Annotated in this window: 17 protein-coding genes; 14 read left to right on the top strand and 3 right to left on the bottom strand. The window is 62.6% G+C overall.

Annotated elements, in window-relative coordinates; all coding sequences use genetic code 11:
* The first annotated feature begins 19 nt into the window (after positions 1 to 19).
* Positions 20 to 1,582: a class I adenylate-forming enzyme family protein gene (locus tag NKH33_RS00880; protein ID WP_352470635.1), complete on the top strand. Its 1,563-nt coding sequence runs from the start codon at positions 20 to 22 to the stop codon at positions 1,580 to 1,582.
* A complete protein-coding gene (gene nadE / locus NKH33_RS00875) occupies positions 1,579 to 2,586 on the top strand; it encodes an NAD(+) synthase (protein WP_352470634.1) in 1,008 nt (335 codons plus the stop codon). The genes NKH33_RS00880 and nadE overlap by 4 nt, the downstream gene beginning before the upstream one ends.
* A 280-nt stretch (positions 2,587 to 2,866) precedes the next feature.
* Here the strand turns inward: nadE and NKH33_RS00870 are convergent, their stop codons facing one another.
* The 3 genes from NKH33_RS00870 to NKH33_RS00860 all read right to left on the bottom strand — a co-directional run bounded on the left by NKH33_RS00870 (position 2,867) and on the right by NKH33_RS00860 (position 8,005).
* Positions 2,867 to 5,335 (bottom strand): adenylate/guanylate cyclase domain-containing protein, encoded by a 2,469-nt coding sequence (locus NKH33_RS00870; protein WP_352470705.1) that lies wholly within the window; start codon positions 5,333 to 5,335, stop codon positions 2,867 to 2,869.
* Positions 5,336 to 5,416: 81 nt separating this feature from the next.
* Positions 5,417 to 6,511 carry a branched-chain amino acid ABC transporter substrate-binding protein gene (locus NKH33_RS00865; protein WP_352470633.1) on the bottom strand — a complete coding sequence of 365 codons (1,095 nt, stop codon included), beginning with the start codon at positions 6,509 to 6,511 and terminating at the stop codon, positions 5,417 to 5,419.
* A 378-nt stretch (positions 6,512 to 6,889) separates the two neighbouring features.
* On the bottom strand, positions 6,890 to 8,005 hold the full coding sequence (locus NKH33_RS00860; RefSeq protein WP_352470632.1) for a hypothetical protein: 1,116 nt from the start codon (positions 8,003 to 8,005) through the stop codon (positions 6,890 to 6,892).
* A 522-nt stretch (positions 8,006 to 8,527) separates the two neighbouring features.
* On the opposite strand from NKH33_RS00860, the gene NKH33_RS00855 reads away from it, so the two are divergent.
* The 12 genes from NKH33_RS00855 (at position 8,528) to NKH33_RS00800 (ending at position 21,407) form a co-directional block, all read left to right on the top strand.
* Entirely contained in the window at positions 8,528 to 9,655 is a 1,128-nt protein-coding gene (locus tag NKH33_RS00855) for a transporter substrate-binding protein (protein WP_352470631.1), read from the top strand.
* The gene (locus NKH33_RS00850; protein ID WP_352455770.1) at positions 9,652 to 10,254 is read left to right on the top strand and encodes an ANTAR domain-containing response regulator; all 603 of its coding nucleotides are present in this window, start codon (positions 9,652 to 9,654) and stop codon (positions 10,252 to 10,254) included. Before NKH33_RS00855 ends, NKH33_RS00850 begins: the two co-directional genes overlap by 4 nt.
* A gap of 19 nt (positions 10,255 to 10,273) precedes the next feature.
* A complete protein-coding gene (locus NKH33_RS00845) occupies positions 10,274 to 11,140 on the top strand; it encodes an ABC transporter permease (RefSeq protein WP_352470704.1) in 867 nt (288 codons plus the stop codon).
* The gene (locus NKH33_RS00840) at positions 11,137 to 12,057 is read left to right on the top strand and encodes an ABC transporter permease (RefSeq protein WP_352470630.1); all 921 of its coding nucleotides are present in this window, start codon (positions 11,137 to 11,139) and stop codon (positions 12,055 to 12,057) included. Before NKH33_RS00845 ends, NKH33_RS00840 begins: the two co-directional genes overlap by 4 nt.
* A 32-nt stretch (positions 12,058 to 12,089) precedes the next feature.
* Positions 12,090 to 13,733 carry an ABC transporter substrate-binding protein gene (locus tag NKH33_RS00835; RefSeq protein ID WP_352470629.1) on the top strand — a complete coding sequence of 548 codons (1,644 nt, stop codon included), beginning with the start codon at positions 12,090 to 12,092 and terminating at the stop codon, positions 13,731 to 13,733.
* On the top strand, positions 13,723 to 14,667 hold the full coding sequence (locus NKH33_RS00830; RefSeq protein ID WP_352470628.1) for an acetamidase/formamidase family protein: 945 nt from the start codon (positions 13,723 to 13,725) through the stop codon (positions 14,665 to 14,667). The genes NKH33_RS00835 and NKH33_RS00830 overlap by 11 nt, the downstream gene beginning before the upstream one ends.
* The gene (locus NKH33_RS00825) at positions 14,664 to 16,460 is read left to right on the top strand and encodes an ABC transporter ATP-binding protein (protein ID WP_352470627.1); all 1,797 of its coding nucleotides are present in this window, start codon (positions 14,664 to 14,666) and stop codon (positions 16,458 to 16,460) included. Before NKH33_RS00830 ends, NKH33_RS00825 begins: the two co-directional genes overlap by 4 nt.
* A 204-nt stretch (positions 16,461 to 16,664) precedes the next feature.
* A complete protein-coding gene (locus tag NKH33_RS00820; RefSeq protein ID WP_352470626.1) occupies positions 16,665 to 17,549 on the top strand; it encodes a dihydrodipicolinate synthase family protein in 885 nt (294 codons plus the stop codon).
* 39 nt (positions 17,550 to 17,588) lie between these two features.
* A complete protein-coding gene (locus NKH33_RS00815) occupies positions 17,589 to 18,248 on the top strand; it encodes a GntR family transcriptional regulator (RefSeq protein ID WP_352540095.1) in 660 nt (219 codons plus the stop codon).
* Between the two features lie 61 nt (positions 18,249 to 18,309).
* On the top strand, positions 18,310 to 19,647 hold the full coding sequence (locus NKH33_RS00810) for an extracellular solute-binding protein (protein ID WP_352540094.1): 1,338 nt from the start codon (positions 18,310 to 18,312) through the stop codon (positions 19,645 to 19,647).
* Between the two features lie 35 nt (positions 19,648 to 19,682).
* Entirely contained in the window at positions 19,683 to 20,585 is a 903-nt protein-coding gene (locus NKH33_RS00805) for a carbohydrate ABC transporter permease (RefSeq protein WP_245274609.1), read from the top strand.
* Positions 20,586 to 21,407, top strand: a complete 822-nt coding sequence (locus NKH33_RS00800) for a carbohydrate ABC transporter permease (protein WP_023674179.1) — start codon at positions 20,586 to 20,588, stop codon at positions 21,405 to 21,407.
* The last annotated feature ends 26 nt before the right edge of the window (positions 21,408 to 21,433 follow it).

Here is a 21,433-nt window from a genome sequence, read left to right as displayed (position 1 = left end):
CCATCGGTGAGGAGCGTCCGTGCGGATCGAACATTTTCTGACGGCGAAGGCCGCTGCCCATCCAGCCAAAACGGCATTGATCACCGAGCACAAAAGGCTGTGCTACAAAGAGCTGGACGATCTCTCGAGCCGCTTGGCCGCCGCGCTTTTTTTGAATGGCGTCAGGCGCGACGACCGGGTGCTGATCTTCATGGACAATTGCTGGGAGGCTGCGGTTTCGATTTTCGCAGTTCTTAAAGCAGGCGCGACTTTCAGTCCGATCAACGCATCCACCAAGGCCGAAAAGCTAGCCTACATCATCGCCGATTGCGATGCCGCCGCGATCCTCACGCAAGCAAGACTGATGCCCGTGGTCGCCGAGGCGTCCGGATCCTCCGGCGAGACGTCCTCCGGCAAGACCGGCATCTTCGTGGCTTCCACCGTTGCTGCCGATAGCCAATGCCCGGCAGGGGCCACATCCCTGGCGGAGTGCTTGACGGTCCAAGTCAGGGAGATTGACCATCGCGGCGTTGACGTCGATCTTGCGATGTTGATCTACACCTCGGGCTCGACCGGCCGGCCCAAGGGTGTGATGATGACGCACCGCAATTGCGACGCGGCGGCCGACTCCATCACCAACTACCTGCGCAACTCGCCCGACGACATCATCTTGAATGTTCTGCCCCTCGCTTTCGACTACGGCCTCTATCAATTGCTGATGGCCGTCAGGCTCGGCGCCACGCTCGTGCTCGAGAAGTCCTTCGCTTTTCCCCAGGCGGTCTTTGAACGCATCCGCCAGGAAGGCGTCACCGGGCTTCCGCTCGTGCCCACGATGGCAGCGATGATCCTGCAGTTGAGGGACCTGGCGCCGGGCTTCCTGCCCAGCCTTCGCTATATTTCCAACACGGCGGCTGCCTTGCCGCCGCCTCACATAGAACGCCTTCGGTTCCTTTTCCCCGGTGTCAGGCTCTATTCGATGTATGGCCTGACGGAATGCAAGCGCTGCACCTATCTGCCGCCCGAGGAGCTCGACCGCCGGCCGGGCTCGGTCGGAATAGCCATTCCGAACACCGAAGCCTTTGTCGTCGACGACGAGGGGCAACGGGTGCCGCCGGGCGTAGCGGGTGAGCTGGTCATTCGCGGGCCGCACGTCATGCAGGGTTATTGGCGAAACGAAGCTGCGACGGCACGAGCCCTGCGCCGGGGTCCGAACCCTTGGGAGAAGGTTCTCTACACCGGCGATCTTTTCAGGGCCGATGAGGAAGGCTTTCTTTATTTCGTCGGCCGCAAGGACGACATCATAAAGTCGCGGGGAGAGAAGGTGGCGCCCAAGGAAGTGGAAGCCGTGCTTCACGCTCATCCGGGCATCGCGGAAGCGGTGGTTGTCGGTGTGCCGGATCCCGTGCTCGGGCATGCGATCGGCGCAGTTATAGTACGGTCCGACCCGGCGCTTACCGAAAAGGATATCATACGTCACTGTGCACGCCACCTTGAGGACTTCATGGTCCCCAAGGTCGTCGAGTTCCGCCGCGAGCTGCCGAAGACCGATACCGGCAAGGTCAGCCGTCGGCTTGCGGCAGAAACCATGGAGGCCGCGCAATGAATGTTCGCCCGACCGAGGATGCGCGGACCTTTCTGGCGCAGGCTCTGGCAATCGACCTGATCACCGAAACGGACCGTATCGTAACGGCCTTGCGCCAGCAGTTGCGCGGGCTTCGCAAGCGGGGCCTTGTGCTCGGTCTTTCGGGCGGGATCGATTCGAGCGTGTCGGTCGCGTTGGCGGTACGAGCCGTTGGCCCCAAGAATGTGCTTTGCCTGTTCATGCCGGAAAGCGATTCCGATCCTGAAAGTCTGCGGCTCGGCCGCCTCGTCGCCGAAACTTTCGGTGTCGAGGCTGTGACGGAGGATATCGGGCCGATCCTGCGCGCAATGGGCTGCTACAGGCGTCGCGACGCCTTCATCCGCGAATTGGTCCCGGAATACGGCGAAGGCTGGGCTTCGAAGATCGTGATCGCGAACGCCCTTGAGGGCGGGGGCTACAATATCTCGTCCCTGGTGGTGCAAGACCCGGAGGGCAAGCAGACGAAACGGAGAATGCCGCTGCCTGTCTATCTCGGCGTCGTCGCCGCTACCAATATGAAGCAGCGCACCCGCAAGCAGATTGAATACTATCATGCGGATCGCCTGAACTTCGCCGTTCTTGGAACCCCGAACCGGCTGGAATACGATCAGGGTTTCTTCGTGAAGAACGGTGACGGCGCCGCGGACGTCAAGCCGATTGCCCACCTCTATAAAACACAGGTCTATGCGCTTGCGGCCCATCTCGGTATTCCGGAAGAAATCCGCAACCGGCCTCCGACCACCGATACCTACTCGCTGGCGCAGACCCAGGAGGAGTTCTACTTCTCGCTTCCCTATGACCGTATGGATCTTTGCCTTTACGGTCTCAACAACGGCGTGGCGGCTGAGGTGGTGGGGCAGGCGGCGGGGTTGGCCGCCTCACAAGTGGAACACGTCTGGGCCGATATCATCGCCAAACGCAAGGCGACGCGTTATCTGCACATGCGTCCGCAACTCGTCGAGGAAGTCGAAGAACTCGGTACCTGACCTGCTTCGAGACCGGCCACGTCCCAGGCCGCCGTCATGGCCGAGATGGGCGGGAAGTTGCCGTTCGTCTCATCTGCGAGAACGAGCACGTTGCGCCATATCCGGACCCATGCCAGTGATGCCGTGAATGTTAAGTCTCGGCTCCGATGCCGACGTTCCGCCCGAGTTCGAAGACTGACCGCGACCGTTCTGCGGCCTTCGCATCGACAGCGCCAATGAGCGGCGTCCCACATCCCACTCCTTGTGTCCATTGGGAGGGGTCGTTGTGGACCAAGCCCTACTACCCAGGCTTGTGACGAAGCCGATCCAGCGCGTCTCGAAGTGCATTGGCGGCATCGCCACGCTCGTCAGGGGACATCAGCTCCGGTTCAAGTTCCAACCTGAAGTGCGGCAGCTCGGTCCGAACAGCACGACGAGCGGCCGCCAAATTGGCCTTCAGATCGATGACGCGGTAGGTGGCGACGGGATAAGCGATCCCCTTGACCTGGACTTGCCCCAGTTCTTCACAGTCGATTGCGTCCTTCACTTGCGCAAACGTCTCGTAGGAAATGAGGATTGTCCCCGGCGGCGCCTCCTGCTCCAGGCGCGAGGCGAGATTCACGGCGCCGCCGATTATCGTGTAGTCCATCCGGTCCTCGCTGCCGAAGTTACCGACGGTGCAGTAGTCGGTATGGATGCCGATGCGACAGCGCAGCGGTGTTTCGATCCCCATGTCCCGCCAGACTTCGGCAAGCTCGCTAATCCGCTTTTGCATTGCAAGTGCCATCTGCGCGCAAGCCAGCGCGTCCTCCTTGACGCCGCGAGTCTCGGGATCGCCGAAAAACATCAGGATCGCGTCGCCGACATATTTGTCGATCGTCGCGCCGTGATCCGAAGCAATTTTCGACATTTCCGTCAAATAGTGATTGAGGAGTTGGGTGAGATCCTCGGATTCCATTTTGTCAGTGGTCTCGGTAAAGCCCGCGATATCGGAGAAGCATATTGTCAGTTTCTTCCGCTGGCTGGCGATCCTGACCTCCTGGCGGCCGGTGAATATCGAGCGATACACTTGGGGCGCCAGATACTTCGCCAGCTTGCTGGAAAGCGCCTCCAGAACCACGGATTTCTCGGCGAGGTTCTCCTCCCTTTGCTTCAGCTCAGTGATGTCCGAATAGACGGCGACCGTGCCGCCGGCGCTGATCCGCCGCTCGCTGATCATGACCCATCGCCCGTCGCCTCGCCGCTGCACCCAAGGTTCGCCAGGGTTGCGGTGCCGCGAGAGGCGCTCGGCGACCCACTCCTCGACCCGCCCCTCGGCGTCCCTGATGTAGCCGCGCTCAGCGGATCGGCGAATGATTTGCTCGAATATCGTGCCGGGCGTCAGTTCGGTCTCCAGACCGGCGTAGAGCAATTCGCGGTAGCGGCTGTTGCTGAGGACGAGCCGGTCCTCCCCGTCGTACAGAGCGAATCCTTCGGAGATGCTTTCGATGGCATCGATGAGCCGCTGACGAGCTTCCGCAACGTCGCGCAGGTTCTTTTCCTCGACCTCGACGGCAGTATCCCGGAAAAGTCTCAGCGCTTCGGCCATGCGCCCGATTTCGTCGCTGCCCGCGGCTGGCAGCGGCGCACGAAGGTTGCCCCCCGCAATCGCGAGCATGCCCTGGCTCACGGCCCCCAGTCGGGCGAGGAGGCTGCGGTCGACATAGAGCCAGACAACCAGAACCGAACTCAGGAGGCTGAGGAAGGCGGAGCCGAGCACAACCGCGGTGCCGTAGCGCTGGACGAGCGCGGCTTCGCGACCGGACGCAGCGATCTCCTGGTCTGCCGTGGCGACCAGGCGATCGACGCCAGCGGTGAGATTGCGCGACAGTCGATTGTTCTCGGCCAGAAGCCTTTCGCCCTGTGCCAGGACAGCAAACTCGTCCTCCCGCGCCTTGGGGATGCTGTCCTCGCCGTCGGTCAAGCCCTTGAACTCATCGACACGCTGCCGAAAGCGGGTCCGCAGCTTTTCGTCGATCTCCGTGGAAACCTTTTCAAGAGCAGTGAGCGAACGGCGTAGCGGAAAAAGGATCAACGCCAGGTCGCCCGGCGTCGGCGCGTTCGCGACCTTCACCAGCGCGTCGTTGACTGCCGAGATCTCCAGCTGCGCCTTCTGCTGGGGGATGTAGGCCGCAATCGCCTGGACCAGGTCGGCCATCGCCGCTGCGCGTCGATCGGGCGATAGCGACGTGTCGGCCGCGACCGCCCGCCATTGCGGCAGCCTGGAATCCATCACTAGGATGCCGGTGGCGACAAGGCGCTGGCTTCCGGTTGTCGTCGCGGCGAGGCGGTTCAGGAGCTCCTCCTTGCGGGCGACCACGTCGAGCCGGGCGACAACAAGAGAGTCGAGCTCCTTCAGGTTGCGCCTCAGAACAATCGCGGCTTCCTCAATCTCGGCCAAAGGCACTGTGCCCAACGTGGCATCCCGGAGGTCCGTGCGCAGGGCCTCGAGGCGGGACATCTCGAGCGCGACGGCAGCCGAGACCTCGCTGTGCTGAGCCCTGCTTGTCGCTGCCAGCACCGATGGCGCGGCAGCAGCGACCCGTTCGGCCTGGCGCGACAGCTGGAGGGAGGCGAGCGCCGACGGCACTCGATCCGTGGTAATTCGGTCCACGACGTCGCCAACCTGGAGGAAGGCATAAAGCGCCGCAGCCGTTGCCAGCACCGCAAGGGCGCTGATCCCGAAAAAGGCGAGCAACAGCCGGCCACGTATGCCGAGGCGTTCAAGCATCTCGGCGAGTCGGAACAGTCCGGCCACACTGGTCTGCATCAGACTAGACATCTCAGCCGGCACGCCGGCGATCAGCGAACCCTATTCAACCGGCACGTACTCTCCGCCGCGCCAGACGTACCAAACCCAGCTCTGCTTCGTGAGGTCGCCCTTGTCGTCGAAATCGACCCGGCCGATCACCGTGTCGAATTCCTGTTCGTGCAGTGCCGCAATGACGGCCTTCGGCTCCAGCGAACCTGCCTTCGAGACCGCCTGGGCCCAAACCTGGACCGCGCAGTAGCTCAACAGCGTGTAGCCCGCGGGTTCGAAATTCTCCGCACGGAACTGCTCAACGACCGCGGCCGCTTCGGGGCTTCGCCTCGCGTCCGCCGGGAACGTGAAGAGGGTCCCCTCCGCCGCGGGGCCGGCGATCAGGGCAAATTCCTCGGTCGCCAAAGCATCTCCGGATATGAGCTGAACCGTGTAGCCACTGTCGTGTGCAGCGCGAGCAATCAGCGCAACCTCGGCATGATACCCACCCACATATAAGGCGGAGACGCCGGCGGTCCGCAACGTAGCGACCTCGGCCGAATAGTCGTCCTTCCCGGGAATGTATGCGTCGTAAACGGCCTCAGTCACGCCCCGCTTGTGCAGCTGCTTCCTGGTCTCGTCGGCGAGACCCTTCCCATAGGTCGAGTTGTCGTGGAGGATCGCAATCTTCTTGTTGCCCCAGCGATCGGCAAGGTAGTTGCCAGCGATGAAACCTTGCGCGTCGTCGCGGCCAATGGTGCGAAAGACATTGGCACGGCCCTGTTCGGTCAGCTGCGGATTGGTCGAGCCTGGGGATATCTCAACGACGCCCGCCTCCTCGTACACTTTTGATGCGGGGATCGAGGCCCCGGAGCAATAATGCCCGACGACGAGCACGACCCCGTCAGCCACCAGCTTCTTGGCGGCCGCCACAGCTTGCTCGGGATCGCAGAAGTCGTCGACCGAGATGAGCCTCACCTTCTGGCCGAGCACGCCGCCCGCCGTGTTGACGTCGGCCACTGCCATCTCCGCGCCGCGCTGTCCCTGCTCGCCGATCCAGGCGAGCCGTCCCGTCATCGCAGCCGAGACGCCGATCAGCACCTCCGCCCGTGCGGAGCTGAACACGGCCGCGAGAACCAAGATCAGTATGGCGATGATGCGGTGCATGTGTGCACCCCCTTAACTGTAGCTTACGCCAATCCCGTCAAAGCCGACAGCCCCTTCGGCAAGCGCGACTGTCTCGGGCTGCTATTGCAGCGCACACCCAATTTGGCGAAGCAAGCATACACTGGAATGGCGTGTCATAACTTCGTTCGCTGAGGTCGGAATCGCGCGCCAAATCCGGACGTTACCACTGACCGGAGTGAGCGTCGTGATTGGGTCACGGAGCGTCATGCGACGCTCCCAACTGGATGACGGCAAAGGGTCGAACTCGGTCGTTCAGAGTGATTGGGTTTTGACCCAAGCATTCTGCAGCCAAGTGGAAACGCGCCTAAAATAAATAGTTAGAGCGGGATGCCCGCTTCAACTTGAACGCATCCCGCTCTAGCTGAAGCGGCTCCCGATAAGCCGGCTCCACTGCTCGCCCGCAAGGCCGTTCAGGAAGACTTGCGAGTTCTTCATCGCGTCCAAAAGCTCTGGATCGCGTGAATGTACCACCGTTGAGGCAACGGTCAGGAAAGCAATGCGTCGTCCAAGCATCGCCTCCAGAAGTGCAGGTTGAATACGTCCGCGCAGGCCGCTGACGCCGCGCGCGGCGGCGTGATCGATCAGGCAGTCAATCACCGGGCCCGCCTGGCCGGGAAGGGCGAAGATCTGCAGCACGCGACCAATTTCATACTTCCGTGCGTAGTAGGCGAAAGCGCCGACATTGGTGCCGACTGGCGACGTCACACAAACGTAGACAAGCTCCCCCAGATCCGGCTTTTGTGCCGCATCTGTCAGGATGTGGTCGAGTTGATCTTCCGTCCAGTCAGGCCGCAGGGCGAATTGAGCGGTAAACGGTTCGATGAGCCTGGCAAATGCATGGCTGTCGATTTCGGATGTACGAAATGCTCCGTGGCCTGCCCCGTCCACCGCCACACCCGACCAACGTCGTTCGCTGGACGTCATCCTTCTGCAGTAAAATCGGTCGACTGCACGCGCCAGCGGATTGAGCATTCGCGCAAGCGCCATGCGATTGGCGGAAAGGCTGAGCATGAAGGCCGCGGGGCGCATCACACGGACCCAGTCAAGGCTGTATTGCGGCAGGACCACGCCGCGCAGCCGGGTCCACAATTTCACGGAAATATCGTTGGCCGTCTCGCTGAAGGAGATGTCCTGCGGACCATCCAGGTAAGCTTTCAGCAAGCGGGCGCCGGCCAGCGGGTCGTGCTCATGGTCCTCGACCATGAGCGAGCTACAGATGGCCGCGCGTAGTTGTCGGCCGTTGAACGTCATCGGCAGGACGTGGACGCCGACAAATCCGGAGACGCGACCGGCGTCGTTGACATGGACAAGCGACCGGAGGTTGTCTGCGCAACCGGGCGCATCCAGATAAAACCGTTGCATGTATTCCACGAGAGAGGCCGGCGCTTCGGTCCTCTCCTTCAACAGCACGCGCTGAAACATGTTCGCAACTGCCGGGAGGTCGGCGCCTTGCAAGGCGCGAATGACGCTCAAGCCCGGCTCCCGCCACCAAAGTCCCATCCACCGAGCTTCCGGGCCAAGGCGACGCGAGGCACGAGAACATCGGGCGCGCGTTCCAACTCGACGCCCATGAAGCCGTGCAACCTCGGCCAGTTGGCATCGCCCCGGTGACCGAACGGAGTGCTGAATTGCTGCGGCAAGGTGGAACCCTTTGCTTGACCGACGAAAACCGGCGTCATTGCTGCTAGCAGATTCAGGTAAACCGATATTAAAGTCGTTGCTTTGAATGGTAGCGAACCGGGTTTGTCCGGGCCCCATAGCTGGACATCAGCAATTTTGGTTCCTGGCGGACTCTAAACGACCAGCGGCATGAGTTGCGTGCTGCGCGCCGAACCGTTTCGGCTGGCCAAAGTTTCGCGTGGCGGCTCTTGACTGGGAGCGCGGGCGTAATACGGTGAGGACAAATACCGGCTCCGACCGCCGGGCGGCAAGAATGCCTCGTATGCCTCGCCCTGCGGCGGTGGCTGCGGGGCATTGTCATTTTTGAGGCATTGCTTGAAACGGCATATCGACATCGGCATTCTCTATTCGCGGTCCGGCAACTACCGGCTGGTGTCCGAATCCTGCCGTGCGGGTGCGATGAACGCCATCGCCGACGTCAACGGCGATCTCGCTATCCCATTCGAATTCATCCCGATCGAGCGCGACCCGCAGGGCAACATCGATCGCTATGCAAGCGGCTGCGCGGACATTCTCGCCAACAGCGGCGCGCGTCACATCATTGGCTGCGTCACCTCGTGGAGCCGCAAGGAGGTCATTCCAATCCTGGAAAGGGCAGGCGGCACGCTGTGGTACGCCTGCCCGTACGAGGGCTTCGAAGCCAACGAGCATGTCGTCTACACACACGCCTGCCCCAATCAGCATCTCGTACCGCTGCTCGCCTATGTCGTGCCTCGTTTCGGCGCCGATGGCTTCCTGCTCGGTTCCAACTACATCTGGGGCTGGGAGACCAACCGCGTGGCGCGCGACCTGATTGCGGACGCTGGCGGCAAGGTGCTGGGCGAACGCTATCTGCCGCTCGGCGAGGTCGATGTTGCGCGGCTGATCGCGGAGATACAGGCGACGAGACCTGATTTCATTCTGAACAATCTCATCGGCCCTTCTTCTTATGCCTTCATCGCTGCCTATGCGGAGCTTGGCCGGCGCGACCCGCATTTCAGGCCGGAGCGTTGCCCGATCCTGTCCTGCAATCTCACGGAATGCGAATTGCCGGCGCTCAACGGGGCAGGCGATGGCCACCTTTCCGTTGGGCCCTATTTTCACGACATCTCGGGGGCGGATCGCGGTGCGGTTCCAGTGCCTTCCGTCATGCCGGCCTCATCCTTCGAGGCGGCGGCTTATGCCTCGGTGCGCATGCTCGCCGAGATCCTCACCCTTAACCCCGGTGCACAATGGACGGACCTTCCCAAGGTCTTTTCCGAAACATCATTTCGAACGCCGCTGGGCGACATCGCCATCGACCAGCAAACCCAGCATGCTACCTTGCCGGTGCTAATCGGACGTATCGATGGAACATCGTTCAAAACGGTCACACTGACGAAGGGCGTGGCACCCGATCCCTACCTTTCCCGCTATGACCGGACGGAGACGTTCGGGCGGCCACGCCTGCGGGTGGTGTCGTGAGCAAGATGGCGCGTATCCCGAACCTTGGAGGCGCCAGGGCTTTTGTCCTGCATCGTCCACATCCGACCGTGCAGGCGATCACAAGGCAATTGTCGGCCATCGGCCTTGAGGCGATTGGCTTCTGGCCGGAACTGCCGGCCGAAGCCTTGGCGGCGGACTTCGTCTTCTTCGACGTCGATCTCGGCTTTGACGAGCAATTTCCGTGGAAGCCGGGCGAGGCGCCGATGCCGCTGATAGCACTGATCGGCTCCGAGGCGCCGGGGCGCGTCGAATGGGCATTGTCGCACAAGGCCGATGCGCAGTTGCTGAAACCGGTCGGCAATGCCGGCGTCTATAGCGCACTTTTAATCGCAAGGCAGAGTTTCGAGGCGCGCAAGCTTCTGGCCAGCGAGATTGCCTCGCTTCGTCAGCGGGTCGCGGAGCGCCAGACCATCGTACGCGCGGTAGAGGTCTTGTCGAAGGGCGCCGAGGACGGCCGTGCCTATGCGCAGCTCCGCTCGCTGGCGATGAGCTGGCAAATCAGTGTCGAGGAAGCCGCGCGCAGGATCGTGGCGATGACACAAGAAGAAGGCGACGATGACCAATCCGATCGCGCCTGAGCTTTCGGCCGCCGGGCGTATGCCAGCCAAGCCTCGCGCCGGCGTCTGGCGACGTCTGCTAAAACGGCCTCTCGCTTTGCTCGGCCTCGGGATTATTGCCGTTGTCTTGGCCGGCGCCATTCTTGCACCGTGGCTGACAGGCTACGATCCAAACGAGCAGATGTTCGACGGGCTCACGCTTGAAGGCGCGCCACTGCCGCCGGGAGCCCAGTTCTGGCTGGGCACCGACCTGCTTGGCCGCGACCTGCTGACCCGTCTCCTATTCGGCGCGCGCACGTCGCTGATCATCGGCATCGTCGCCAATGGCGTGGCGCTTCTGATCGGCACGCTGGTCGGCATCACCGCCGGCTATTTCCGCGGCTGGATCGGCAGCGCGCTTATGCGCTTCACCGATTTGATGATGGCTTTCCCGGCGCTGCTGCTCGCCATCTGCCTGGCGGCGGTGCTCCAGCCGAGCCTGTGGATCGTCGCCATGGTGATCGCATTGGTGAACTGGGTGCAGACCGCCCGCGTCATCTACACCGAGACAAGTTCGCTCTCCGAACGCGAGTTCATCGATGCCGAGCGCACCATCGGCGCTAGCGCTCCACGCATCCTGTTCCGCCATATCCTGCCACATCTTTTGCCGACGATCATCGTCTGGGGCACGCTCGGTATTTCGACCACGGTGCTGCTCGAAGCGACGCTCAGCTATCTCGGCATCGGCGTGCAACCGCCGACCGCGTCATGGGGCAACATCATCTTCGAGAACCAGACCTATTTCCAGGCCGCGCCCTGGCTGGTCTTCTTTCCCGGTGCGGCGATCCTGGCACTGGCGCTGGCCTTCAACCTGATCGGTGACGCACTGCGCGACATCCTCGATCCGACGCAAAGGGGGCGGGCATGATCGCCTATCTCGGCCGCCGCGTTGTCCAGTCGGTGCTCATCTTGCTCGGCGTCTCTCTGATCACCTTTGCGCTGCTCTACCTGCTGCCCGCCGATCCCGTCCGCCAGATCGCCGGCCGCAGCGCCACACCCGAGACGGTCGAAAACATCCGCCGGCAGCTCGGCCTCGACCAGCCCTTCGTCGTCCAGTATTGGCACTATCTGACCAGCCTTCTCAGCGGCGATCTGGGGCGCTCCTACATTCAGCGCTCGGAGGTCACGGAGCTTATCGTCTCGCGGCTGCCGGCAAGCCTGCTGCTGATGGTCGGCGCCATTGCCTGCGAAGTCGTGATCGGGCTGACGATGGGCCTCATCGCCGCCGTCAAGCGTGGCACCGCCACCGACCAGTCGCTGATGGTCGCCTCCTTCGTTGGCGTCTCGGCGCCGCAATTCGTCGTCGGCCTGATGCTGCTTTATGTGTTCGCGGTGCGGCTCGGCTGGTTCCCGATCGGCGGTTACGGCACCTGGCGTCATCTGGTGCTGCCGTCGCTGACCATGGGAATTCTCGGCGCCGGCTGGTACGCCCGCATGATGCGCTCGTCGATGATCGACGTGCTGCGCCAGGACTACGTGCGTACCGCGCGTGCCAAGGGTCTTGCACGCAGCGCCATTATCCTCCGGCACGCGCTGCCCAACGCCATCCTGCCGGTCATCGCCATGATCGGCATCGATATCGGCATCTTCATGGGCGGCATCGTGGTTGTCGAAAGCGTGTTCGGCTGGCCAGGCATCGGCCAGCTAGCCTGGCAGGCCATTCAGCGCATCGACATTCCGATCATCATGGGGGTCACCCTGGTTTCGGCCTTTGCCATCGTGCTCGGCAATCTCCTGGCCGACACTGTCGCACCGTTCATCGATCCACGCATCAAGCTCAGATGAAAACCAAGAAAACCAGAGAAAGGGAACATGACATGAGAAAATATCTAATATCGACCGTGGCGGCATCGGCGCTTGCGCTGGTGCTTGGCATGACAAGCGTACGTGCCGAAGACGCCGTCGATCCGAATGCCAAGCAGGGCGGCGCGATCACCATCACCTACAAGGACGACGTCGCCACGCTCGATCCGGCCATCGGCTATGACTGGCAGAACTGGTCGATGATCAAGAGCCTGTTCGACGGGCTGATGGACTACGAGCCGGGCACCACCAACCTGCGGCCCGACCTTGCCGAGAGCTACGAGATTGCGCCCGACGGCAAGACCTTCACCTTCAAGCTGCGCCACGGAGTGAAGTTCCACAATGGCCGCGAGATGACCGCCGACGACGTGAAATATTCGCTCGACCGGGTCACCAATCCAAAGACACAGAGCCCGGGTGCCGGTTTCTTCGGCTCGATCAAAGGCTATGACAACGTCGCTGCCGGCAAGGCGGAGAGCCTGGCGGGCATAACCGTCGTCGATCCCTACACGATCAAGTTCGAGCTGACCCGGCCCGACGCCACCTTCCTGCATGTCATGGCGATCAACTTCTCGCATGTGGTGCCGAAGGAAGAAGTCGAAAAATACGGCGCAGACTTCGGCAAACATCCGGTCGGAACCGGCGCCTTCAAGCTCGCCGAATGGACGCTCGGCCAGCGCGTCGTATTCGAGCGCAACCCGGATTACTGGCACGAGGGTCTGCCGCATCTCGACAAGATCACCTTTGAGATCGGCCAGGAGCCGATCGTGGCGCTGCTGCGGCTCCAGAAAGGCGAGATCGACGTTCCCGGCGACGGCATTCCGCCGGCGAAATTCCAGGAGGTGATGGCCGATCCCGAGCAGAAGGCCCGTGTCGTCGAGGGCGGCCAGTTGCACACCGGCTATATCACCATGAATACCACCATGGCGCCCTTCGACAACGTGAAGGTGCGGCAGGCGGTCAACATGGCGATCAACAAGGACCGCATCGTCCAGCTGATCAACAACCGTGCGGTGCCGGCCAATCAGCCGTTGCCGCCGTCGATGCCTGGCTATGACAAGGAATTCAAGGGCTATCCCTATGACGTGGCCAAGGCCAAGGCCTTGCTTGCCGAGGCCGGGCATCCCGACGGATTTGACACGCAGCTGTTTGCCATGAACACCGATCCCAACCCGCGCATCGCGCAGGCCATTCAGCAGGATCTGGCGGCGGTCGGCATCAAGGCCAGCATCCAGTCGCTCGCGCAGGCCAACGTCATCGCCGCCGGCGGCGACAAGGCGGGTGCGCCGATGATCTGGTCCGGCGGCATGGCCTGGATCGCCGACTTCCCCGATCCGTCGAACTTCTACGGCCCGATCCTCGGCTGTGCTGGTGCCGTCCCGGGCGGCTGGAACTGGTCGTGGTATTGCAACAAGGCGCTCGACGCCAAGGCGGCCGAAGCCGACTCCATCGTCGACCCGGCCAGGGCTGGCGAACGCGCCAAGATGTGGAGCGAGATCTACGGCAAGATCATGGAAGACGCGCCCTGGGCACCGGTCTTCAACGAGCAGCGTTTCACCATGAAATCAACCCGCATGGGTGGCGCCGACAACCTCTATGTCGACCCGGTCCACATCCCGATCAACTACGACAATGTGTATGTGACCGATGTGCAATAACTGCGACTACACCATCCACGGGCGCCACCATCATTTCGGCTGGGACAATTCCTTTGTCCCGGCCGAACGGGTGGCGCCAGGGGCGACGATCGAGTTCCAGTGCTTGGACTCGTCCGGCGGGCAGCTGACGATGGAGAGCACCATCGACGACGTTGCTTTGCTCGACTTTGCCAAGGTGAACCCGGTCACTGGGCCAATCTATGTCGACGGGGCAGAACCGGGCGATGCCCTGAAAATCACCATCGAGGCGTTCAAGCCATCAGGCTTCGGTTGGACGGCGAACATCCCGGGATTCGGTCTGCTGGCGAATGACTTCTCCCAACCGGCACTGAATATCTGGAAGTACGACGCCGCCTCGCTCGAACCGGCGCTGTTCGGCAAGAGCGGCCGGGTGCCGCTCAAGCCCTTCGCCGGCACCATCGGCAATGCCCCGGCTGAGCCGGGTCTGCATTCGGTGGTTCCGCCGCGGCGCGTGGGCGGCAACCTGGATATCCGCGATCTCGCCGCCGGCACGGTGCTCTACCTGCCCGTAGAGGTCGCGGGCGCGTTGTTCTCGGTCGGCGACACGCACGCCGCGCAAGGCGATGGCGAGGTCTGCGGCACGGCGATCGAGAGCCCCATGAACGCCGTGCTGACGCTCGATCTGGTCAAGGATGCCCGGCTGCGGACGCCGCGTTTCACAACGCCCGGTCCGGTGTCGCGGCATCTCGACGCCAAGGGCTACGAGGTGACAACCGGTATCGGGCCGGATCTGATGGACGGCGCCAGGAGTGCCGTTTCCCAGATGATCGACCTGCTCTCCGGCCGCTACGGCATGGATCCGGTAGATGCCTATATGCTCGTCTCGGTTTGCGGTGACCTGCGCATCAGCGAGATCGTCGACATGCCCAACTGGGTGGTTTCGTTCTACTTCCCCCGCTGCGTCTTTGAATGAAGGTGGAGGACATCAAACGATCCAGGCAGGCCGCCGCGGAGAGTGGCTCTCTCAGGCCGGTACTCAGCGTCTCAGGCCTGAGCGTCGCCGTGCGCGGCGAGGAGGGCGAGCGCGACGTCGTTTCCGACCTGACATTCGGCCTGACGCGCGGCGAAACGCTTTGCATCGCCGGCGAGTCCGGTTCCGGCAAGTCGATGACGGCGCTGGCCATCATGGGCTTGCTGCCGCAGCCGGCGGCACGCATCGGATCAGGCTCCATCCGGCTCGGCGATCAGGACCTCGCGGCTCTCAGCGAGAGCGGCATGCGCCGCATCCGCGGCGACCGTATTGCCATGATCTTTCAGGAACCGATGACATCGCTCAATCCGGTGCTGTCCATCGGCCGTCAGCTCACGGAGGCGATCGATGCACACACCTCGATGTCGCGCTCCAACTCGCGGCTGAGGGCGCTCGAGGCGCTGAAGGCAGTCCGAATTCCGGATGCCGAACGGCGGCTCGAGCACTATCCGCACGAACTCTCAGGCGGCATGCGCCAGCGCGTGATGATTGCCATGGCTCTGGCCCTGAACCCGGACGTGCTGATCGCCGATGAGCCGACGACCGCCCTCGATGTCACGGTTCAGGGTGAGGTGCTGGAACTGCTGCGCGACCTGCAGCGCGAGCACGGCACCAGTGTTATCCTGATCACGCACGACATGGGCGTCGTCGCCGAGATGGCGGACCGCGTCATCATCATGCGTGACGGACGGATGGTCGAGCAGGGCAGCGCGGCTGACATCTTCAATCGCCCGCAGGCCGACTATACACGCGAGCTTCTGGCCGCCGTGCCGCGCATTGGCGGCGGACGGACCGTCGAAGAACGACAAGACGCCGCCAACATGCCGGCCGAGCTTGTATCTGTCAGCGATCTTCACGTCCGCTTCGACCTGCACGGCGGCTTCTTCGGCCGCGTTGACCGCAGGGTGCACGCGGTCGAAGGCGTCAGTTTCTCGATCGCGCCGCACGAAACCCTGTCGCTGGTCGGCGAATCGGGCTGCGGCAAGTCGACGACGGCCAAGGCGATCGCCGGGCTGGTGCCCTACACCGGCAGCATTTTAATCGGCGGCCAGGACTTGTCGGCGCTCAGCCGCAAGGAGCGCAAGGCTGTCCGCCGCAATGTGCAGATGATCTTTCAGGATCCCTTCGCGTCCCTCGATCCGCGCATGCGGGTCGGCGATCTCGTCGCCGAGCCTCTGCTGATCCACGGCCTCGGCGACAGAGAGCAACGGCATGCCCAGATCGCCGCCCTGTTCGAACGCGTCGGCCTCTCGGCTGACCAGATGGAGCGCTATCCCCACGAATTCTCCGGCGGGCAGCGCCAGCGAATCTGCATTGCGCGGGCGCTGGCGCTGCGACCAAAGCTGATCATTGCCGACGAGAGCGTCTCTGCTCTCGACGTGTCGGTGCAGGCGCGCGTGTTAAGATTGCTGAAGGAGCTGCAGCGCGAATTCGGCGTCGCATATCTCTTCATCTCGCACGACATGGCGGTGGTCGAGAACATCTCCGATCGCGTGGCGGTAATGTATCTGGGGCAGATCGTCGAGATGGGCACCCGCGACCAGATCTTCTCCAACCCGCGCCATCCTTACACAAAGCGGCTGATCGAAGCCGTTCCGGTTCCCGATCCAGGCCGGCGCCGCGCCCGGTTCGCCCGTTTGGACAGCGAAATTCCAAGCGCTGTGCGGCGCATCGGTGACGAGCCCCGGAAACTCAAGCTCGAAGATGTTGGCGACGGCCACCTCGTCGCCACTTGATCGAGCTTAGGCTGCCTCGTGCAGCCAATCCCGCAGAGGCTCGGGGACAGCTGCATATGTGATGTTCGAGCGGAGGAAAATGATCGGCGATGGCGCTGCCGCGGCAGCGCCGTTCGGCGATGCCGAGTTGGCAACATCACCCGTTTACACCTGACATGTTAGCGTGCTAACGCTACATCCACATTGATTTCAACGGAGATCGTATTGGCTTCCCGCTTTGGTCTTTCGGTTGCCCTGACCACACCCTTCGACCCGTCGGGGCAGATAGCGCTCGCGCCGATGATCGCGCATGCCCGAGCCTGCCTTGGCGCCGGCTGCAGCAGCGCGACGCTGTTCGGCACCACCGGCGAAGGAGCCTCGGTCGGCACCGACGAGCGACGGATCGTCACCGAGGCCATGCTGGCGGCCGGTATTCCGCCACATCAGCTCGTCGCCGCAGTGCTGGTCGATGCAGCCGAAGATGCCGCCGATCAGGCCCGGCACGCTTTGCAGCGCGGCGTTCGCAACATTCTGCTCGCTCCGCCGAGCTACTTCAAGAATGTCGGCGAGGACGGGCTGTTCGGATGGTTTTCCGCCGTCTTCGCCGCACTCGGTCCGCTGGCGCGCGACGTGCTGCTCTATAACATCCCCTCAGTCACCATGGTGCCGCTCCCGCTTGGGCTGATCGGCCGGCTGCGCGCCGCCTTTCCCGCTGTGGTGGCCGGGGTGAAGGATTCCGGCGGGGACTGGAGCTACAGTGAGGCGCTGCTTGAGGCGCACGGCGATCTGGTGATCCTCATCGGCGACGAACGGCATCTCGCGAGAAGCGTGCGCCGCGGCGGACAGGGCGCGATTTCCGGCATGGCTAATTTTGTTACCGGCGAAATCCGGGCAATGGTCGAAAACGGGGGCGACGACCCACGCGTCGAAGACTTCGTGCTCGAATTGCTCAAATACCCGGTCACGCCGGCGGTGAAGGTCATGGTCGCGCGCAAGACCGGCGACGAGCGCTGGCTGGCGGTCCGCCCGCCCCTAGAGGCGATCGATCCACAGGGACAGCGGCAGCTTGCCGCTGCCTTCGACAGGCTGTTTGCGACAGAGGCAGCCTGACCGACAAGGCCGGGCTGACCGACAAGGAAGCGAGCTGAAGTGGAAGAGGGCAGCGAACCGATCACTCTCCGGGAGAAGGCCTATGCCAGCTTCACGCGGCATTTGCTGGCCCGCGATCTGCGGCCGGGGCAGTTCGTGTCACAGCGCGAACTGGTCGCTTTCACCGGGCTGCCGCTGGGTGCCATTCGCGAGATCGTCCCGCGTCTCGAGGCCGAGGGACTGCTGACCACCATCCCGCAGCGCGGCATGCAGATCGCGCATATCGATATCAATCTGATCCGCGAGGCGTTTCAGTTTCGGTTGTTCATGGAACGCGAGGCAGTGGCGCTATTCACGACCAGCGCTTCTGATGCCGAACTTGCCCGCATGCGGCGCGAACATGAAGAGATGCTGGCCCAAGCTCTCGGGCAGGCACCGACGCCGGAAATGGAAGCCAAGGCCCAGAACATCGACTGGGCGATGCACGACACCTTCATCAATGCGCTCGGCAACGAGATTATCGCCAAGGCCTATCTGGTCAACTCGGTGAAAATCCGGCTGATCCACCAGGAGCGTTTCCGCATCGACGGTCGTGTGGTGCCGGTGATGCGCGAACATTTGGCGGTCATCGAAGCCATGGAGAGCCGCAATCCGCAAAGAGCGGTTGAAGCGATCAGTCTGCATATCGACAATGCGCGCCGGCTGGCGCTCCAGATCTGAGGAAATATAGCCGCGCCGCGGTTTGCGGCGCATCCACAACGACAGCAACCGGGAGGAAGAAATGTCGTCCAATCTGTTCAACCCAACCAGGAGGCAACTCCTTGCCGGAACCGCGGCGCTAACCGCTGCGGGCCTTGTGGGGCTTCGCCCCGGCTTTGCCGCAGGCGTTGACTGGAAACGCTTTGCCGGGACGACGCTTGACGTCAATCTGGTGAAAAGCCCGCGCAGCGACACCATCCTGAAATATCTCGCCGAGTTCGAGGAACTGACCGGCATCAAGGTCAATGCCGAGGCAACGCCCGAGCAGCAGCAGCGCCAGAAGACGGTGATCGAGTTGAGCTCGGGCAAGCCGAGCTTCGACGTCGTGCATCTGAGCTACCACGTGCAGAAGCGCCAGTTCGAGAAGGGTGGCTGGCTGGCCGACATCGCCGGCTATCTCGCCGATCCGTCGCTCACCGACCCGGCGCTGGTCGAAAGCGACTTCGCCGAAGCCGGCATGCTGTTTGCCAAGGACGGCCAGGGCGTGCTGCGCTCGCTACCGTTCTCGGTGGACTACTGGATCCTGTATTGGAACAAGGAGCTGTTCGAGGCCAAGGCCCTCAAATACCCAGAGACCTTCGAGCAACTGGTGGCAGCCGCCGAAGCGCTGACCGACCACTCGACCAATACATACGGCTTCGTCGCCCGCGGGCTCAAGAACGCAAACACGCCGGTGTGGACGTCGCTGATGCTCGGCTACGACATGACGCCGCTAGATGACAAGGGCAAGCTGCGCACCGAGGCTCCCGAGGCGATCGAGGCTGCCGCGCTCTATCAAAGATTGATGACCAAGTCCGCCCCTCCGGGCGTTACCGGGTTCAACTGGGCCGAAGCACAGTCGGCCTTCCTGCAGGGCAAGATCGGCATGTGGCTCGACGGCGTGGGTTTTGCCCCGCCGATGGAAGATCCGGAAAAATCGAGGGTGGTCGGCAAGGTCGGTTACGGCGTGATGCCCAAGGGTCCCAAGGCGCATGCCTCGGGCACCTTCGGCGACGGGATTGGCGTTACCGCCGCCAGCGAGAAGAAGGAGGCTGCCTATCTGTTCTGCCAGTGGGCGGTATCGCCAACCATGGGTGCACGGCTGTTGCAGGCCGGCGCCGGCGTTCCGTTCCGCAAATCCGTGCTGGAGGATCCCAAGGTGCGCGAAGGCGTCACCATGCCGGCAAGCTGGCTTGATGCCGTGGTCGGCTCGGGCAATATCAGTCGGCTGGCACTGCCGGTCATCATCCCCGTCACGGAATTCCGCGACATTTATGGTGTGGCGTTGACCAACATGATTGCCGGCGCCGATCCAGCCGCGGAGCTGAAGAAGGCCACCGAACAGTTCCAGCCGGTTCTCGACAGGAGCGAGCAGGGCTGATGTCGGCCACCACCCCAGAACACACCGGGGTGACGATGCCGGTTATCGACGGGAGCCAGACGATCCGGCTGGCTCCCAACTACTGGCCATTCGTCGTCCCCGCACTCGTCGTCGTCGGCGCCGTCATCGTTTTCCCCTGGGCTTTCACCCTGTGGATGAGCGTCAATCGCTGGACGCTCGGCCAGTCGCGGAGTTTTGCCGGGATGGAAAACTATCTCCGCCTGGCCAGCGACCCACGTTTCTGGGAATCCCTTGTTCATACGTTGACCTACACCTTCCTCTCGGTTGCAGCGCCGATGCTGCTGGGCACCCTGGCCGCCCTGATCTTCGATGCCAGGTTTCCGCTGCGCGGCTTGCTGCGCGGCGTCTTCGTCATGCCGATGATGGCGACACCCGTTGCCGTCGCACTGGTTTGGACAATGATGTTCCATCCTCAGCTTGGCGTGCTCAACTACCTGCTGTCGCTGGTCGGCATCCCGGCCCAGGAATGGATATTCAACGCCAACACGGTCATCCCGTCGCTGGTTGCGGTCGAGACCTGGCAGTGGACGCCGCTCGTCATGCTGATCGTGCTTGGCGGGCTGGCCTCGGTGCCGCGCGAGCCCTTCGAAAGCGCCGAGATCGACGGCGCCAATGCCTGGCAGCAATTCCGCTATCTCACTCTGCCGATGATCGCGCCGTTCCTGATGATCGCGGTCATCATCCGCACCATCGATGCGCTGAAGAGCTTCGACATCATCTACGCGATGACCCAGGGCGGGCCGGGTACGGCGTCGGAGACCATCAACATCTATCTCTACAACACCGCCTTCTCCTACTACGATATCGGCTACGGCTCGGCCATGGCCGTGGTGTTCTTCATTGTCATCGTGGCCCTGTCGTTTGTCCTGCTGATGCTGCGCCAACGCTCGCAGTGGATCGATACGGAGGGCAAATAGATGAGTTCACGGCTGCTCAACCAGATCGGTCTGTTTTTCGCTGCCCTGGTTTTCGTCTCCCCGGCGATCCTGTTCTTCCTCTGGATGATCTCGCTGTCGCTGAAATTCGAGATCGACAACGGTGCCTATCCGCCGATCCTGATCCCCGAACGCTTCGCCTGGTCGAACTATGTAAAGGTGTTCGAGGAGAACAATTTCCTGCTCTATCTCTGGAATTCGGTGCTGGTGACCGGCACGGCGACCTTGCTGGCGCTGCTGATCGGCGTACCGGCCGGCTATGGCATCGCACGGCTCAAGGCTGAACGATCGGCGGTCGTCATCATGATCGCCCGAATGACACCTGGGCTATCCTATCTCATCCCGCTGTTTCTGCTGTTCCAATGGATCGGGATACTCGGCACGCTGTGGCCGCAGATCATCATCCATCTGGTGGTGACGGTGCCGATCGTGGTGTGGGTGATGATCGGCTATTTCGAGACCACGCCGATGGAACTGGAGGAGGCGGCCAACATCGACGGCGCCAGCTCCTGGCAGGTTTTCCGGCTGGTTGCCCTGCCCATCGCCAAGCCAGGCATCGTCGTCGCCTTCATCCTGTCCGTGATCTTCTCGTGGAACAATTTCGTCTTCGGCGTCGTGCTCGCCAGCCGTGAGACGCGCACACTGCCGGTCGCCGTCTACAACATGTTGTCCTACGAGCAGGTCAGCTGGGGGCCGCTCGCCGCGGCGGCGCTGGTGGTGACGTTGCCAGTGCTGATCCTGACCATGTTCGCGCAAAGGCAGATCGTGGCGGGGCTGACCGCCGGCGCCGTCAAGGGCGGTTGAGCGCGCGCCCGGACATCACTCTTTTT

Source organism: Mesorhizobium sp. M1182 (assembly GCF_040318335.1).
GTDB lineage: Bacteria > Pseudomonadota > Alphaproteobacteria > Rhizobiales > Rhizobiaceae > Mesorhizobium.
This window is presented reverse-complemented; position numbering and strand designations above follow the sequence as displayed.

What these genes read in the sequence shown, in the direction of transcription:
- nadE (WP_352470634.1), top strand. Translation starts at nt 1,579, where the DNA reads ATGAATGTTCGCCCGACCGAGGATGCGCGGACCTTTCTGGCGCAGGCT.
- NKH33_RS00870 (WP_352470705.1), bottom strand. Translation starts at nt 5,335, where the DNA reads ATGCTTGAACGCCTCGGCATACGTGGCCGGCTGTTGCTCGCCTTTTTC.
- NKH33_RS00865 (WP_352470633.1), bottom strand. Translation starts at nt 6,511, where the DNA reads ATGCACCGCATCATCGCCATACTGATCTTGGTTCTCGCGGCCGTGTTC.
- NKH33_RS00845 (WP_352470704.1), top strand. Translation starts at nt 10,274, where the DNA reads ATGCCAGCCAAGCCTCGCGCCGGCGTCTGGCGACGTCTGCTAAAACGG.
- NKH33_RS00840 (WP_352470630.1), top strand. Translation starts at nt 11,137, where the DNA reads ATGATCGCCTATCTCGGCCGCCGCGTTGTCCAGTCGGTGCTCATCTTG.
- NKH33_RS00835 (WP_352470629.1), top strand. Translation starts at nt 12,090, where the DNA reads ATGAGAAAATATCTAATATCGACCGTGGCGGCATCGGCGCTTGCGCTG.
- NKH33_RS00830 (WP_352470628.1), top strand. Translation starts at nt 13,723, where the DNA reads ATGTGCAATAACTGCGACTACACCATCCACGGGCGCCACCATCATTTC.
- NKH33_RS00825 (WP_352470627.1), top strand. Translation starts at nt 14,664, where the DNA reads ATGAAGGTGGAGGACATCAAACGATCCAGGCAGGCCGCCGCGGAGAGT.
- NKH33_RS00810 (WP_352540094.1), top strand. Translation starts at nt 18,310, where the DNA reads ATGTCGTCCAATCTGTTCAACCCAACCAGGAGGCAACTCCTTGCCGGA.
- NKH33_RS00805 (WP_245274609.1), top strand. Translation starts at nt 19,683, where the DNA reads ATGCCGGTTATCGACGGGAGCCAGACGATCCGGCTGGCTCCCAACTAC.
- NKH33_RS00800 (WP_023674179.1), top strand. Translation starts at nt 20,586, where the DNA reads ATGAGTTCACGGCTGCTCAACCAGATCGGTCTGTTTTTCGCTGCCCTG.